Origin of the sequence: Brevundimonas sp. UBA5713 (genome assembly GCF_002419815.1) — a bacterium.
In the GTDB taxonomy this organism is placed as follows: Bacteria; Pseudomonadota; Alphaproteobacteria; order Caulobacterales; family Caulobacteraceae; genus Brevundimonas.
This window is the reverse complement of sequence record NZ_DIGV01000016.1, coordinates 163,521-177,179: the sequence shown is the minus strand read 5'-3', so window position 1 is coordinate 177,179 and position 13,659 is coordinate 163,521. Positions and strand designations below refer to the sequence as shown.

The 13,659-nt window shown below is 62.8% G+C and carries 13 protein-coding genes; 6 read left to right on the top strand and 7 right to left on the bottom strand.

The window, feature by feature from the left end; translation table 11 throughout:
* The first annotated feature begins 6 nt into the window (after positions 1-6).
* The 3 genes from B3B04_RS03200 to B3B04_RS03190 are packed head-to-tail and all read left to right on the top strand — an operon-like array spanning position 7 to position 1,831.
* On the top strand, positions 7-909 hold the full coding sequence (locus B3B04_RS03200) for a thioredoxin family protein (protein WP_292039796.1): 903 nt from the start codon (positions 7-9) through the stop codon (positions 907-909).
* Between the two features lie 17 nt (positions 910-926).
* On the top strand, positions 927-1,580 hold the full coding sequence (locus tag B3B04_RS03195; protein WP_292039793.1) for an LON peptidase substrate-binding domain-containing protein: 654 nt from the start codon (positions 927-929) through the stop codon (positions 1,578-1,580).
* 53 nt (positions 1,581-1,633) lie between these two features.
* Positions 1,634-1,831 carry a Trm112 family protein gene (locus B3B04_RS03190; protein ID WP_292039791.1) on the top strand — a complete coding sequence of 66 codons (198 nt, stop codon included), beginning with the start codon at positions 1,634-1,636 and terminating at the stop codon, positions 1,829-1,831.
* 247 nt (positions 1,832-2,078) lie between these two features.
* Here the strand turns inward: B3B04_RS03190 and B3B04_RS03185 are convergent, their stop codons facing one another.
* The gene (locus tag B3B04_RS03185; protein ID WP_292039787.1) at positions 2,079-3,329 is read right to left on the bottom strand and encodes a UbiH/UbiF/VisC/COQ6 family ubiquinone biosynthesis hydroxylase; all 1,251 of its coding nucleotides are present in this window, start codon (positions 3,327-3,329) and stop codon (positions 2,079-2,081) included.
* A 154-nt stretch (positions 3,330-3,483) separates the two neighbouring features.
* Between B3B04_RS03185 and B3B04_RS03180 the strand changes: the two genes are divergently transcribed.
* The 3 genes from B3B04_RS03180 (at position 3,484) to xth (ending at position 7,840) form a co-directional block, all read left to right on the top strand.
* Entirely contained in the window at positions 3,484-6,003 is a 2,520-nt protein-coding gene (locus B3B04_RS03180; RefSeq protein WP_292039785.1) for an FtsK/SpoIIIE family DNA translocase, read from the top strand.
* A gap of 320 nt (positions 6,004-6,323) precedes the next feature.
* Positions 6,324-6,950: a LolA family protein gene (locus tag B3B04_RS03175; protein ID WP_292039783.1), complete on the top strand. Its 627-nt coding sequence runs from the start codon at positions 6,324-6,326 to the stop codon at positions 6,948-6,950.
* Between the two features lie 92 nt (positions 6,951-7,042).
* A complete protein-coding gene (gene xth, locus B3B04_RS03170; protein WP_292039781.1) occupies positions 7,043-7,840 on the top strand; it encodes an exodeoxyribonuclease III in 798 nt (265 codons plus the stop codon).
* 93 nt (positions 7,841-7,933) lie between these two features.
* On the opposite strand, the gene B3B04_RS03165 is transcribed toward xth, so the two are convergent.
* The 6 genes from B3B04_RS03165 to B3B04_RS03140 form a co-directional block, all read right to left on the bottom strand.
* Entirely contained in the window at positions 7,934-8,491 is a 558-nt protein-coding gene (locus B3B04_RS03165) for a CC0125/CC1285 family lipoprotein (protein ID WP_292039780.1), read from the bottom strand.
* 72 nt (positions 8,492-8,563) lie between these two features.
* On the bottom strand, positions 8,564-9,202 hold the full coding sequence (locus B3B04_RS03160; protein ID WP_292039779.1) for a LysE family translocator: 639 nt from the start codon (positions 9,200-9,202) through the stop codon (positions 8,564-8,566).
* A gap of 147 nt (positions 9,203-9,349) precedes the next feature.
* Complete coding sequence (locus tag B3B04_RS03155) at positions 9,350-9,640, bottom strand: hypothetical protein (protein ID WP_292039777.1); 291 nt, start codon at positions 9,638-9,640, stop codon at positions 9,350-9,352.
* A gap of 158 nt (positions 9,641-9,798) precedes the next feature.
* On the bottom strand, positions 9,799-11,028 hold the full coding sequence (locus B3B04_RS03150) for an argininosuccinate synthase (RefSeq protein ID WP_292039775.1): 1,230 nt from the start codon (positions 11,026-11,028) through the stop codon (positions 9,799-9,801).
* A 161-nt stretch (positions 11,029-11,189) separates the two neighbouring features.
* Positions 11,190-12,416 (bottom strand): methionine adenosyltransferase, encoded by a 1,227-nt coding sequence (gene metK, locus B3B04_RS03145; RefSeq protein WP_414632057.1) that lies wholly within the window; start codon positions 12,414-12,416, stop codon positions 11,190-11,192.
* 58 nt (positions 12,417-12,474) lie between these two features.
* Positions 12,475-13,467 (bottom strand): pirin family protein, encoded by a 993-nt coding sequence (locus tag B3B04_RS03140; RefSeq protein WP_292039770.1) that lies wholly within the window; start codon positions 13,465-13,467, stop codon positions 12,475-12,477.
* Positions 13,468-13,659: the final 192 nt, after the last annotated feature.

Here is a 13,659-nt window from a genome sequence, read left to right as displayed (position 1 = left end):
ACTTCTATGAGCCTTACCGACCCGTCCGCCGCACCGTCCGACCTGATCAAGGACGGCACCGACGCGACCTTCATGCAGGACGTGGTCGAGGCGTCGAAGACCCAGCCGGTCATCGTCGACTTCTGGGCCACGTGGTGCGGCCCGTGCCGTACGCTGGGCCCGCTGCTTGAGAAGAACGTCCGTGCTGCCGGTGGTGCAGTGAAGATGGTCAAGATCGATGTGGACGCCAATCCGGCCTATGCGGGCCAACTGCGCGTGCAGTCGATCCCGACTGTCTATGCCTTCGTCAACGGCCAGCCGGTCGATGGCTTCCAGGGCGCGGTTCCGGAAAGCCAGATCAAGGCCTTTATCGATCGCCTGACGGGCGGCACGGGCGCCAACACCGACATCGAACAACTGCTGGGTCTGGGCGAAGAAAGCCTGACCCTGAACGACATCGGCGGCGCCGCACAGGCCTTCGCTCAGGTCCTGACCATGGACCCGAAGAACGAAAAGGCCATTGCCGGTATGGCCCGCGTCTATATGGCTGATGGCGACGCCGAGCAGGCCGCGCAGACTCTGGCCATGGCTCCGGCGGACTCCAAAGAACCCGCGGTGCAAAGCCTGCGCGCGCAACTGGCTCTTGCGGCCAAGGGCGGCGAGGCCTCGGGCGCAACGGCCGAACTGGATGCAAAGCTGGCCGCCAATCCTGACGACCACCAGACCCGCTTTGAACTGGCACAGGCGCTCGCCGCCTCGGGCGATTTCAAGGGTGCCTCGGATCACCTGCTTGAGATCATCGCCAAGGACCGCGAATGGAACGAACAGGCGGCCCGTAAGGAGCTGCTGACCGTGTTTGAAGCCGCTGGCACCATGAGCGATGTCGCCAAGGACGGCCGCCGCCGTCTGTCGGCCATTCTGTTCACCTGATAATGAAAGGTCACAGGATGGCTCAGGGCTATGTCAGATCGTCGGATTTGCCGCAGGTTATCCCGGTCTTTCCCTTGCCCGGAACCATCCTGCTGGCCCGCGGCCAACTGCCGCTGAATGTGTTCGAGCCGCGCTATCTGAACATGGTGGATGACGCCATGGCAGGCGACCGTCTGATCGGCATGATCCAGACGGTCGGGCCGACGGGCGAACAGCCGCCGTTGATGCGGGTTGGCTGTGCAGGCCGCATTACCAGCTTCGCCGAGACCTCCGATGGACGCTATCTGATCACCCTGACGGGGATCAGCCGCTTCCGCATTGCCAACGAGCTTCAGGTCAAGACGCCCTATCGTCAGGTACGGGCCGACTTCGCGCCTTATGAAATGGATCTGGACGGGCCGGACGAGTTTCCGTCCTTCCAGCGCGATGCCTTTCTGGATGCCCTGCGCCCCTATCTGGGTCGTCGCGGCCTGGAGATCGACTGGGACACGGCAGAGGCCGCTCCGGTAGAGGCCCTGGTCAACAGTCTGGCCATGGGGCTGCCGTTCGAGCCCGCCGAGAAACAGGCTCTGATCGAGGCCATGACCCTCAACGAACGCAGCGAAGCCCTGAAGGCCTTGATGCAGATCGATGCGGCGGGCGACGAGGACATAAATCCCAGCGTCCAATAGGCTTTCGCGGCCCAAGGCTTTCACCCTGCGGCGATGAGGATTACAACACCCGCATGAGCGACGATTTCAACACGCCGGTAACGGTCGACCCCCGCCTTCTTGAAGTTCTGGTCTGCCCGGTCACCCGTGGCCGTCTGACCTATGACCGCGAACGCGGCGAACTGGTCTCCGCCAGCGCCAAACTGGCCTTCCCGATCCGCGAAGGCGTGCCGATCATGCTGGTTGAAGAGGCACGAAGCTTAGAAGACTAAGCTTCGTGCATTATGCTTTTCGCACAAAGGGCCGCAGCGTTGCTGCGGCCCTTTTGCGGTTTGGTCGCTATCGCTCGGCCCGCGGGGCCTCGATGCTTGAGCGACAAGGGGTGTGCTGACACGCGACCCTGCGGGCGCGTGGTGCAAAAGCGTGAGGTTGGCTATCTAGAGCTCAATCCGCTCAAGCCGTGAGCCGCCGCGCGGCGAACGTAGCGGAACGCCCGAGCCGCTACGCGGCTCGAGGCACCTAAAGACTCTCGCCTCGCAAGAGGCGAGGGAGGTCACCGGTGGCACCGCCGGCCTCGTGCATGAAGGCGCGGCGCAGCGGGCCGATGCGGTTGACCACGGCCATGCCGACATCGCGGGCCAGACGAACGGGCGGCAGGTCATTGGAGAACAGGCGTACAAAGCCGTCGAAACCGGCGGCCAGAACGGCATTGTCGAACCGGCGCCAGCGGGCATAGCGCTCCAGCACCAGTTCCGAGCCGATATCTTCACCCAGACGCAGGGCCTCGGTCAGCACCTCGGCCAAGGCCGCCGCATCCTTCAAACCCATGTTCAGGCCCTGACCGGCCACAGGGTGCACGCCGTGGGCAGCGTCGCCCAGAATGGCGATGCGCGGCGCGATCAGGTTCTCGGCCAGCTGCAGGCTCAGCGGATAGACAAACCGCGGGCCGACCACTTCGACACTGTCGAGGAATTCACCAAAGCGTCGGAACAGGTGGGCGCTGAACGCCTCGTCCGAACAGGTCTTCAGCGCTTCGGCACGGCGGGTGCTCTCGGTCCAGACCAGAGAGGCGCGCTGTTCGGTCAATGGCAGGATGGCGAACGGACCATCCGGCAGGAAATATTCGTGCGCCACATTGCCGTGATCGCGGCCCAGTTTCACCGTGCAGACGACGCCGGATTGTTTGTACTGCCAGCCCAGAGTATCGATCTTGGCTTCACGACGCACGGTTGATCCGCGGCCTTCGGCACCGACTACCAACGGGGCCTTCAGCGTGCGGCCGTCCTTTAGCGTCACCGTCGCCAGACCGGGGCCGACATCGACCGAGGCCACAGCGGCGGGGGCAATGATCTCTACGCCCGCCTTGGGCAGGGCTTCGGCCAGCGCCTGACGGATGCGGCGGTTCTCCAGCATATAGCCCAGAGGCTCGCCGCCATTGCGGTCGCCGATTTCCTCGGCGTCGAAACGGATAAAGGCGGGCGAAGGTTTGCGGCTGGACGCACTGGGGCGCTGGCCGTCGGTCACCAGAATATGGTCCATCCGGCACGCGTGCGGTCGAAGGCTTTGGCCCATGCCCAGCGCATCCAGCATACGGAAGGTCGAATAGGCGATAGCGGTCGAGCGACCATCAAAGGTTGCGGCCAGCTGGTTCTCGAACGGCTGGGGATCGACCACAGCCACCTTCGTTCCGCCTTGGGTCGCCGCAAGGGCAAAGGTCGCGCCGGCAAGCCCTGCGCCCGCAATAATGATGTCGTAATCGGTACCGCTCATAGCTCATGTGTCGCGCCTCTGGACCCGTTCGTCCAGCCCCGTGCGTCAAACCGCGTGCCGAAGCGTCAAACTCCGTCACAAAACACGCTGGTAAATGGGGCGTTAACCCTAGTGCGGCACAACCGAGGGGAGTTCGTGCCAGAGGTCCGCCTTCATGTCTGCTGCTGTCCTGGTTGATCGGGTCTGGAATACCGTCCGCGTAGTGTGGGGCGCGCCCTTTGCCGTGCGCCTTCGCGGTGTGGCCCAGGCGGTGATCGGCGGCTTGTTGCTGCTGTCACTCGTGTCGTGGAACCCCGCTGACCCCAGCTGGAACACGGCCTCGGCCATGGATGTGCGTAACTGGCTGGGTCACTCGGGCGCGGTGTTTTCCGATGTGATGATGCAGTCTCTGGGGCTGGCCGCATGGCCCGCGCTGTTGCTCTTCATCGCCTTTGGCGTCGGTGTCGCGCTGGGCGACACCATGCCCCACCGCCTGCACCTCAGCCGCCTGAAACTGGCCGCCAGCATTGGCGGCACTTTGATGCTGGCTGCGGCCCTGTCGGCGCCGGTCAAGCCCGCTGCATGGCCGCTGGCCAGTGGTCTTGGTGGCTTGTGGGGTGACAGCGTCATCGGTCTGATCGACATGGGGCTTAAGGCCATCCATGTGCCATTCGGCCGCTGGATTTTCGGCATTCTGTTTGTTTTTGCGGCTCTGTGGTGCCTCGGCTATGCCATCGGCCTGCGTATCGGTGACCTGACCGACACGGCGGGCTGGGCCGCTGAAAAGGGGGCCCGCGCCCGTGGCGGCAAACAGTCCAAGTCCGCCCGCGCGCCAAAGGCTGCCCGTGTCGGAAAATCGGCACAGGTGCGCAAGCCTCGTCATGTGCTGCCCGACGATGCCTATGAAGACGAAGGTGATCAGAGCGCGCCCATGGCCCCCTCGGCGGCTGTGTCGGCAGCGGCTGCGCGCGCCGCAGAGGCGGCGGCTCCGGTCAATGCGCCGGTTGCTCACACACCCGATCACATCGACGCCGATGACGACGGCGACTACGCCCCACCGTGGGAGGAGGCCGCACCTGTCGCTCCGCCTTCGGCCAAGCCGTCCCGCAATGCCGAGCCGCGCGTCTCGGCGGTCAAGGCGCCCAAGCCTGCCGTCGATGTCGACCAACAGGCCTTCCGCTTTGAAAGCGAGAACGGTTTTGAACTGCCGTCACTGGGTATTTTGGCCAAGCCTGCCCAGCGCGGTGGCAATGTCGATGAAGAGTCGCTGAAGGCCAACGCCAAGATGCTGGAAGGCGTGCTGAACGAGTTCGGCGTGCGCGGCACCATTGACCAGATCCGCCCCGGTCCGGTCGTCACCCTCTATGAACTGGTCCCCGCGCCGGGCGTAAAGCACGGTCGTGTTGTGGCGCTGGCCGACGATATCGCCCGCTCCATGTCGGCGCAGGCCTGCCGTATCTCGGTGGTTCAGGGCCGCAACGCCATCGGTATCGAACTGCCGAACGCCAAGCGCCAGACCGTCTTCCTGCGCGACCTGCTGGCGTCGGGCGAATACGACAAGAAGACCCACCTGCTGCCGCTGGCGCTGGGTGAAACCATCGGCGGAGAGCCCTATGTGGCCGACCTTGCCCGAATGCCCCACCTGCTGATTGCCGGTACCACGGGCTCGGGTAAGTCGGTGGGCGTCAATGCGATGATCCTGTCGATCCTTTATCGCTACAGCCCCGCCGACTGCCGCTTCATCATGATCGACCCCAAGATGCTGGAACTGTCGGTCTATGACGGCATCCCGCACCTGCTGGCGCCAGTGGTAACCGATCCGAAAAAGGCGGTGGTCGCGCTGAAGTGGACCGTGCGCGAGATGGAAGACCGCTATCGCCGTATGTCCAAGCTCGGCGTGCGTAACGTGGCGGGCTACAACGCCCGTGCCGCCGAAGCGCAAGAAAAGGGCGAGCATTTCGAACGCACCGTCCAGACCGGCTTCGACGAGCAGGGCCGTCCGGTTTACGAGAGCGAGAAGATCCGCCCCGAGAAGATGCCCTACCTCGTCGTTGTGATGGACGAGATGGCCGACCTGATGCTGGTCGCGGGCAAGGAAGTGGAAGGTGCCGTCCAGCGTCTGGCCCAGATGGCGCGTGCTGCGGGTATCCACCTGATCATGGCCACCCAGCGCCCGTCGGTGGATGTCATCACCGGCACCATCAAGGCCAACTTCCCGACCCGTATTTCCTTCCAGGTCACCTCCAAGATCGACTCACGCACCATTCTGGGTGAGCAGGGCGGCGAGCAGCTGCTGGGTCAGGGCGACATGCTCTATATGGCCGGGGGTGGCCGCATCACCCGTCTGCACGGCCCGTTTGTGGGCGATCAGGAAGTCGAAGAAGTCTGTAAACACCTGCGCCTGCAGGCCGAGCCGGAATACCTCGACCTGATTACGGACGAGCCGGACGGCGACGGCGATGGCGGCTTTGACGACGGCGGTGGCGGTGGTTCGGGCGATGACCTGTACGACCGCGCCGTGGCCATCGTGACGCGTGACCGCAAGGCCTCGACCTCCTACGTCCAGCGTCGTCTGCAGATCGGCTATAACCGTGCCGCCACCCTGATCGAGCGCATGGAACAGGAAGGCGTCGTCACCCCCGCCAACCACGCCGGCAAGCGCGAGGTGTTGGCCGGGCCGCCGCCCATTGTCTGACGGATGTCAGACAATGGGTTTTTAGCGGGGGCGGCTTCGCCGACGCGCTAGCGTCGGCCCCCGCGGGGGCCGACTGCCTTGAGCGTAAAATAGGGAAGAGCGGTCAAAGGCTGGGCCTTTTGCGTCTGCACGGCGGTTGAAGGCGGAACAGCGCCATGATCTGTCCGTTTTGTTCAAGAACGTCCGTGACATGAACGGGCATAAATCTAGCTGAACACCCCTTCATTCTGTCGCCGGAATATGGTCTGCCTTGGGTCATGAGGACGCCAAGCCGCGCGGGCAGGGTGGGGGTCTCGATAATCCCGAATGGGAGTGAAGACATGATGCTTTCTCGACGCCTTTTTGGTCTCGGCGCTGCCGCTGCCGTAGCGCTGTCCGCTCCGGCCATGGCCCAATCCAGCCTGTCGGCGGATGATCAGGCTGTGCTGCGTCAGGCCCAGACCTATCTCAGCGGACTGACCGCTGCGCAGGGCACCTTCGTTGAGACCGGCCCGAACAACCAGCGCCGCGAAGGCCGTTTCTACCTGTCGCGTCCGGGCAAGATGCGCTTCGAATACACCAATCCGGCAGGTCTTCTGGTTGTGGCCGATGGCAATAACGTCAACCGCTATGATCCGCGCCTGAACACCTTCCGTCAGGTGCCGCTGGCGCAAACGCCGCTGTCGACCTTCCTCGCCCGCGAAGTCCGTCTGGACCAAGGCGTGCGTATCGACCGCGTGACGCGTATGGATTCCGGTGCCTATGCCATTACTGCGCGCGACGCCCGCCGTCCGAACGAAGGTTCGGTCATTCTGGCCTTTGCCGGCGGCCGTCTGCAGGAATGGACCATCACGGACGCGCAAGGGGCCCGCACCCGCGTGCAGCTGACCACGCTGCAACCGGCATCCGGTCTGGCCAGCAGCCTGTTCACCCTGCGCGACCCGACCCGTCGTCCTTCGCGCAACTGATTTGGCGCTCATCGCCTGAAAGAACGCCCGTGGCCCGCGCCGCGGGCGTTTCTTTTTGGACCGAGGAGGCCATGTCCTGCTAAGGCGAGGCCATGACCCTTCGCATTGTGACCTGGAACATTAATTCGGTGCGTCTGCGCATCGATCAGGTGGCCCGTTTCGTGGCCGAATACGCACCCGACGTGCTGTGCCTGCAAGAAATCAAATGCACCGAGGACCAGTTCCCTCGCCAAGCCTTCATCGACATGGGCCTGCCCTATATGAAGATCGGCGGGCAGAAGGGCTGGCACGGTGTAGCCATCGCCAGCCGCTTGCCAATCACCGAGGCCCCCGTTCTGGACGTCTGCCGCGAAAAGCACGCGCGCAATGTGGCCGTGATGGTCGAGGGCATCGAAATCCAGAACTTCTACATTCCGGCGGGTGGAGATATCCCAGACCGCACGATCAATCCGAAGTTCGATCACAAGATGGACTTCTACGAGCGTCTAACCGCCGAGGCCGCGCGCCGCGACCGTCAGGCTCCGCTGGTGCTGGCGGGTGACTTCAATATCGCGCCGGGCGAGTTCGATGTCTGGAACCACCGTCACATGCTGAAGGTGGTCAGCCATACGCCCATCGAGATCGAGACCCTGTATCGCTTTCAGGATGCCGGTGCCTTTACCGATGTGGTGCGCGACCAGCATCCCGAACCGATGAAGCTGGCCAGCTGGTGGAGCTATCGCGCCAAGGACTTCCGCGTGTCCAACCGTGGGCTGCGGCTGGACCACCTATGGACCTCGCCGGGCCTGACCCCGGCGGTGGTGAAGGGCAGTGCGCGCATTCTGGACACCGTGCGTGAATGGGAGCGCCCCAGCGACCACGCGCCGGTCATGATGGAACTGGACGTCTGATAAGGCGACGCCCCGGCTGCTGGCGGCAACCGGGGCGTTAAGCGCTCGCTTCCTTGAGGGAGAGGAGGCTCGGGGAGAAGCTGTTGTGCGGCCTTAGCTGACCGGACGGGTCACGCGGGCCGAAAGGTTCGAGATCACATCACGTGCATCGAACGCATTGGCGTCGTTGGACGGTTTCTGGCCGCGGCCCATGACGATTTCGGTGGTGGCCTCGTAGCGGTCGACCTGACGGACGTCCACATTGCGGCCCCAGTACGGATCCCACGGCGACCAGGCACCACGGTGATAGAAGCGCCAGCGCGGGCCCCAGAACGGGCTGTAGCGGTCATAGTAGAAGGGATCGGGCTGGGCGTAGAAACGGGTGTCGCGCTCGGTGGCGCGGTCCACGGTGGCGAACCAGTCAAAGCCGTTCTCGACGGTCAGTTCGGCGGCGCGCAGCAGCAGCGACATTTCCACCTGATCACGCGAGGTGACCGAGTTGCCAGCGAAGCTGACACGGAAGCGGTTCTGTTCCAGGCGCTGTTCGGCATAGCCGCCGCGTTGGCCGTTCAAACCGGCAGGCTGATACGGGGTCGCCGTCGAGGCACAGGCCGCAACGGTGAGCGCACCGGCAAGAGCCAGAAGCACGGGTGTTTTGCGAGCAATCTTCATAGACGTCACTCCTTGGTATGCGTTCTAGGCCTTTGCGTCTGAACGGCAGGTGAACACAGTAGTTCCTACGACTCAAAGGCGCGAGACGATCAGTCCTGCGGCAAGGAGAAGCAGCACCCCCACCGCAATGTCGAAACCACGACGGAAGGCGGGGCGCACCATCATCCGCGCAATTGCCGCGCCGCCCAAGCCATAGCAGCACATGGCGATAATATCGAAACCGATGGTGCCTGCCGCAAAAAGCGACAGCTGTGGGACCATCGGCTTGTCCAGCGCCAGAAACGGCGGAAGTACGGCGGTGAAGAACAGGATGGCCTTGGGGTTGGCAATCTGCACCATAAAGCCGTCGACGATGGCGCTGCGGCTGGTGGTGACCTCGGCCTCGGCCAGAGCAACCTCGGGCGCGGGTTTCCACGCCTTGATCAAGGCCTTGAGGCCCAGCCAGGCCACATAGAGGGCTCCGGCAACGGCAATCAGTTTGAACACCTGCGGAAAGGCTTTGACCAAGGCTCCAAGCCCCAGCGCCGCTGCCACGAACCATGTCAGAGTGGCGATGTTCATGCCTGCCACGGCCTGAATGACAGCGGCCTTGCCGCGCTGCATGCCCGTGGCAATGGCGAACACATTGGCCGGGCCGGGCGTAAAGGCCATGACGGCCATGGCACCAAGATAGGCCATGTACAGATGCGGATCGACGGGCAGGGCGTTCATGATCCTGCCTGTCGTCTTTCACGCTTCAACGGTCAAGGTAGCGTTTAAACGCCGATCTCAAATCGGGTTACGGATCGCATTCAAGTTGGTCAAAGAGAGAGGCCGCGACAGCCCCTCTCTATACAGGAGACCTGATAGGCAGGGCGCTTAGTTCGCGGCCTGATTGGCAATCGCCTGCTGGATGCTGTTGCGCAACTGATCAGGGATGGTGCGGATCACCGGCAGGGCCTTATCGGCATTACCACCTGAACCATCGAGAGCGGCTTGCAGCTCTTTGTTCATCTCGGCCATCCGGGCCTCGAAAGCCTGGGTCTTGGCTTCCATTTCCGCTTCGGTAACCGCCGCCACTTGGGCCGCTACAGTCATGGCGGGGACAGCCACCACGGGGGCCGACAGGACCAGAGCCGCCGAGGCAGCCAATATGAGACGAAGGGTCATTACTGTGTTCCGTAACAGCGGAGCACGCATGCCCCGAAAGGTTGGATCGCGAGATCGGTGTTCAACCTATAGGTCTGCATCAAGGTCTGCACCAAAAAAGAAAAGGCCGGACGGGGGTCCCCATCCGGCCTTTCAACCTTGGCGTCTTCAGGCTGGCCTTAGCCGGCGCGGTTGTCGCGCTTGGCCAGCACACGCAGGCGCAGGGCGTTTAGCTTGATGAAGCCTTCTGCATCCTTGTGATCATAGGCCACGGCACCTTCTTCGAAGGTCACCAGCTCTTGATCGTACAGGCTGTTCGGGCTTTCGCGGCCAATAACCGTGACATTGCCCTTGTAGAGTTTGACGCGGACGGTGCCCGAGACCTTCTCTTGCGACTTGTCGATGGCAGCTTGCAGCATTTCGCGTTCCGGCGAGAACCAGAAGCCGTTGTAAACCAGCGATGCGTATTTCGGCATCAGCTCGTCCTTCAGGTGCATGGCCCCACGATCCAGCGTGATGGACTCGATGCCGCGGTGGGCGGCCAGCATGATGGTGCCGCCCGGGGTCTCGTAAACGCCGCGCGATTTCATGCCGACGAAGCGGTTTTCAACCAGGTCCAGACGGCCGATGCCGTTGTCGTGGCCCAGCTGGTTCAGCTTGGTCAGGATTTCAGCCGGCGACATGGCTACGCCGTCGATGGCGACCGGATCACCCTTTTCATAGGAGATGGTGATCACGGTTGCGACGTCAGGCGCATCTTCCGGAGCGATGGTGCGCTGGTGGACGAACTCCGGAGCTTCGACTGCCGGATCTTCCAGAACCTTACCTTCCGACGAGGAGTGCAGCAGGTTGGCGTCAACCGAGAACGGGCTCTCGCCGCGTTTGTCCTTGGAGATCGGAATCTGGTGCTTTTCGGCAAAGGCCAGCAGGGCTTCACGCGACTTGAAGTCCCACTCGCGCCACGGTGCGATCACGCGGATGTCCGGTGCCAGGCCATAGTAGCCCAGCTCGAAACGCACCTGGTCGTTGCCCTTGCCGGTTGCGCCGTGGCAGACGGCGTCGGCGCCGAGCATCTTGGCAATCTCGATCTGGCGCTTGGCGATCAGCGGGCGCGCGATTGAAGTGCCCAGCAGATACTGGCCTTCATAGACGGTGTTGGCGCGGAACATCGGGAAAACGAAGTCGCGAACAAACTCTTCGCGCAGGTCGTCGATGAAGATGTTCTCTTCCTTGATGCCCAGCTTCAGGGCTTTTTCCTTGGCCGGCGCCAGCTCCTCGCCCTGACCGAGGTCAGCGGTAAAGGTGATGACTTCGGCACCGTACTCGGTCTGAAGCCACTTCAGGATGATGGAGGTGTCGAGGCCGCCCGAATAGGCGAGGACGACCTTTTTGGGAGCAGGGAGGCTCATCGGCAAATCCTTGAATCTGGAACGCCACTACGGGCGATTTGTCGCGCTTAAAAGACCTAAGACCCCGCGATGCAAGCGGATGTTACCCTTACCGCCTAAAAAAGAAGGCACAGCGCCGCAAAAACGCTGTGCCTTTCATTGTGTTGGCGCTGGGTACGACCTTAGGCGACCAATGCTTTCAGCTTGTCGACCAGATCGGTCTTCTCCCACGAGAAGCCGCCGTCGGCCTCGGGCGCGCGACCAAAGTGGCCGTATTTGGCGGTGCGCTCGTAGATCGGTTTGTTCAGGCCCAGATGCTGGCGGATCGAGCGCGGGGTGGCCCCGCCGATCATGGCCGGCAGTTCTTTTTCAAGGATCGCCGGATCGATCTTTCCGGTGTTGTGCAGGTCCACGTGAACCGACTGCGGCTGGGCCACGCCGATAGCGTAGGAGAGCTGGATGGTGCAGCGGTCGGCAAGGCCGGCGGCCACAACGTTCTTGGCCAGATAGCGGGCGGCATAGGCGGCCGAGCGGTCGACCTTGGTCGGGTCCTTACCCGAGAAGGCACCGCCGCCGTGTGGGGCGGCACCGCCGTAGGTGTCGACGATGATCTTGCGGCCGGTCAGGCCGGAGTCGCCGTCCGGGCCGCCGATTTCAAAGATGCCGGTGGGGTTGATGTGCCAGGCGGTGTCTTCGGTAATGAAGCCCTGCGGCAGGACGCCTTCAACGACCGGACGCACCACGGCGGCCACCTCGTCCTTTTTGCCCTTGGCGTGCTGGGTCGAGACGACGATCGAGGTCGCGCGCACCGGCTTGCCGTCCTGATAGTGCAGGGTGACCTGGGCCTTGGCGTCCGGCTCGAGGATCGAGCCACCGCCGTGGCGGATCTCGGACAGCTTCTTCAGAATGGCGTGGCTGTAGGCGAGGGTGGCCGGCATAAGTTCCGGCGTTTCATTGGCGGCATAGCCGAACATAATGCCCTGATCGCCTGCGCCCTCGTCCTTGTCTTCGGTCGAGTCGACGCCGACGGCGATGTCTGCCGACTGGCCGTGGAGATAGTTGGAGAAGGTGAAGCTTTCCCAGTGGAAACCGTCCTGCTCATAGCCGATCTCGCGCACGACGCGGCGCACGGTGGCTTCGATTTCGGCTTCGATCCCCGGAGCCCACTGATCGTTTTCCCAAATACCCTTGCCGCGGATCTCACCGGCCAGCACCACGCGCTGGGTGGTGGTCAGGGTTTCGCAGGCCACGCGGGCTTCGGGATCTTTCGACAGGAACAGGTCGACGATGGCGTCGGAAATCTGGTCCGCCACCTTGTCTGGGTGGCCTTCAGAGACGCTTTCGGACGTAAACTGGAAAGAGGTACGGGCCACGGGTCGGCTCCTGAATGATGCGATGCGCTTAGACATATAAAGATATGCTTATACGTGCAAGCGTTTGCCGACCCGTGTGCCGGCTTTGCCATTTTTAGTCGGCGGTCACCTTGGCGCGCGTCTCGCGACGGCCGTCGGGGTATTTGATGAAGCGGCCTTCGTCGCCGTGGGTGTGGGCGCGGGTGGGCCAGGGCCAGCGACCAAAGCCTTCGCTCTGATAGCGGGTGACGGTTTGGATCATTTCCTCGGCCGTGTTCAGGACGAAGGGACCGCGCGCAACCACCGGAGCCTCGATCGGCTTGGATTGAAGCAGCAGGATACGCACGCGCTGGTCGCCATCGTTGCTGATGGTGGTCACGCGCGAGGCATCCAGATTGACCAGATGGCTTTGTGGCTGGACCTGACCGTCAAAGGTGGCCGTGCCCTCATAGATATAGGCGCGGCGCAGAGCTTCCATCGAGGCGGTGGGCAGGGTGAGGCTGCCGCCCTTGTCGATGTCGATCAGCCAGATGGCCAGTTCGTGCGACGGGTCTGCGGCCCATGAATCCTTGGGCGGAGACAGCGGGCGCACATCACCGAACGGTCCGGCAATGACCGTAACCTTGGCACCGTCCTTCTCGACCACGGGGATGTCTTCGGCCCAGAACATGCCAAAGGCCGGCTCTGCGGATTTTCCTTCCGGCGGCAGGTTCAGCCAGATCTGGAACATCTCCATGGTGTTGGGCTTATCGGTGTTTACCAGCGGGAACATCTCGCCGTGCTCGACACCGCCACCGGTGGTGAGCCACTGGACATCGCCCTGACCATAGCGAGCCGCGCCACCCAGAGAGTCGGCGTGGTCGACATAGCCTTTCAGCACGATGGATACGGTTTCAAACCCGCGGTGAGGGTGTGCCGGAAACCCGGGCACATGGTCACCGTGGTACATACGCCAGCCTTGGCCTTCCTTGGCGCGGTCTTCGGGCTTGATACCCAGTCGGCCATCGCCTGCCGGATAGTTGTCCACGTGATGGACGGCGAACAGGAATGGGTCCAACCCCTGCCACGGACTTTCAAGCGGTTTGGTGCTGATCACACTGTTGGTCATGACGTGATCCTCCTTTACGCAATAGGTAATCAACACAGTTACGAATGCAAGGGCAGAAGCATCTTAGTCATAGGTCGAAGGGTGGCGTTCGCCGCTTGCGATTAAGGCATGAAAGTGGCAACTCATTGCGTTCTTCCCCGGAACACGTCCCGTTTCGTGCATCGCATGAGGCAGGATTTCCTGCGACTTGGA

Bases quoted from the DNA above. Each gene is read 5' to 3' on its own strand.
- B3B04_RS03160 (WP_292039779.1), bottom strand. From the start codon at position 9,202: ATGAACGCCCTGCCCGTCGATCCGCATCTGTACATGGCCTATCTTGGT.
- B3B04_RS03155 (WP_292039777.1), bottom strand. From the start codon at position 9,640: ATGACCCTTCGTCTCATATTGGCTGCCTCGGCGGCTCTGGTCCTGTCG.
- xth (WP_292039781.1), top strand. From the start codon at position 7,043: ATGACCCTTCGCATTGTGACCTGGAACATTAATTCGGTGCGTCTGCGC.
- B3B04_RS03185 (WP_292039787.1), bottom strand. From the start codon at position 3,329: ATGAGCGGTACCGATTACGACATCATTATTGCGGGCGCAGGGCTTGCC.
- B3B04_RS03190 (WP_292039791.1), top strand. From the start codon at position 1,634: ATGAGCGACGATTTCAACACGCCGGTAACGGTCGACCCCCGCCTTCTT.
- B3B04_RS03175 (WP_292039783.1), top strand. From the start codon at position 6,324: ATGATGCTTTCTCGACGCCTTTTTGGTCTCGGCGCTGCCGCTGCCGTA.
- B3B04_RS03180 (WP_292039785.1), top strand. From the start codon at position 3,484: ATGTCTGCTGCTGTCCTGGTTGATCGGGTCTGGAATACCGTCCGCGTA.
- B3B04_RS03165 (WP_292039780.1), bottom strand. From the start codon at position 8,491: ATGAAGATTGCTCGCAAAACACCCGTGCTTCTGGCTCTTGCCGGTGCG.
- B3B04_RS03200 (WP_292039796.1), top strand. From the start codon at position 7: ATGAGCCTTACCGACCCGTCCGCCGCACCGTCCGACCTGATCAAGGAC.
- B3B04_RS03140 (WP_292039770.1), bottom strand. From the start codon at position 13,467: ATGACCAACAGTGTGATCAGCACCAAACCGCTTGAAAGTCCGTGGCAG.
- metK (WP_414632057.1), bottom strand. From the start codon at position 12,416: ATGTCTAAGCGCATCGCATCATTCAGGAGCCGACCCGTGGCCCGTACC.
- B3B04_RS03150 (WP_292039775.1), bottom strand. From the start codon at position 11,028: ATGAGCCTCCCTGCTCCCAAAAAGGTCGTCCTCGCCTATTCGGGCGGC.
- B3B04_RS03195 (WP_292039793.1), top strand. From the start codon at position 927: ATGGCTCAGGGCTATGTCAGATCGTCGGATTTGCCGCAGGTTATCCCG.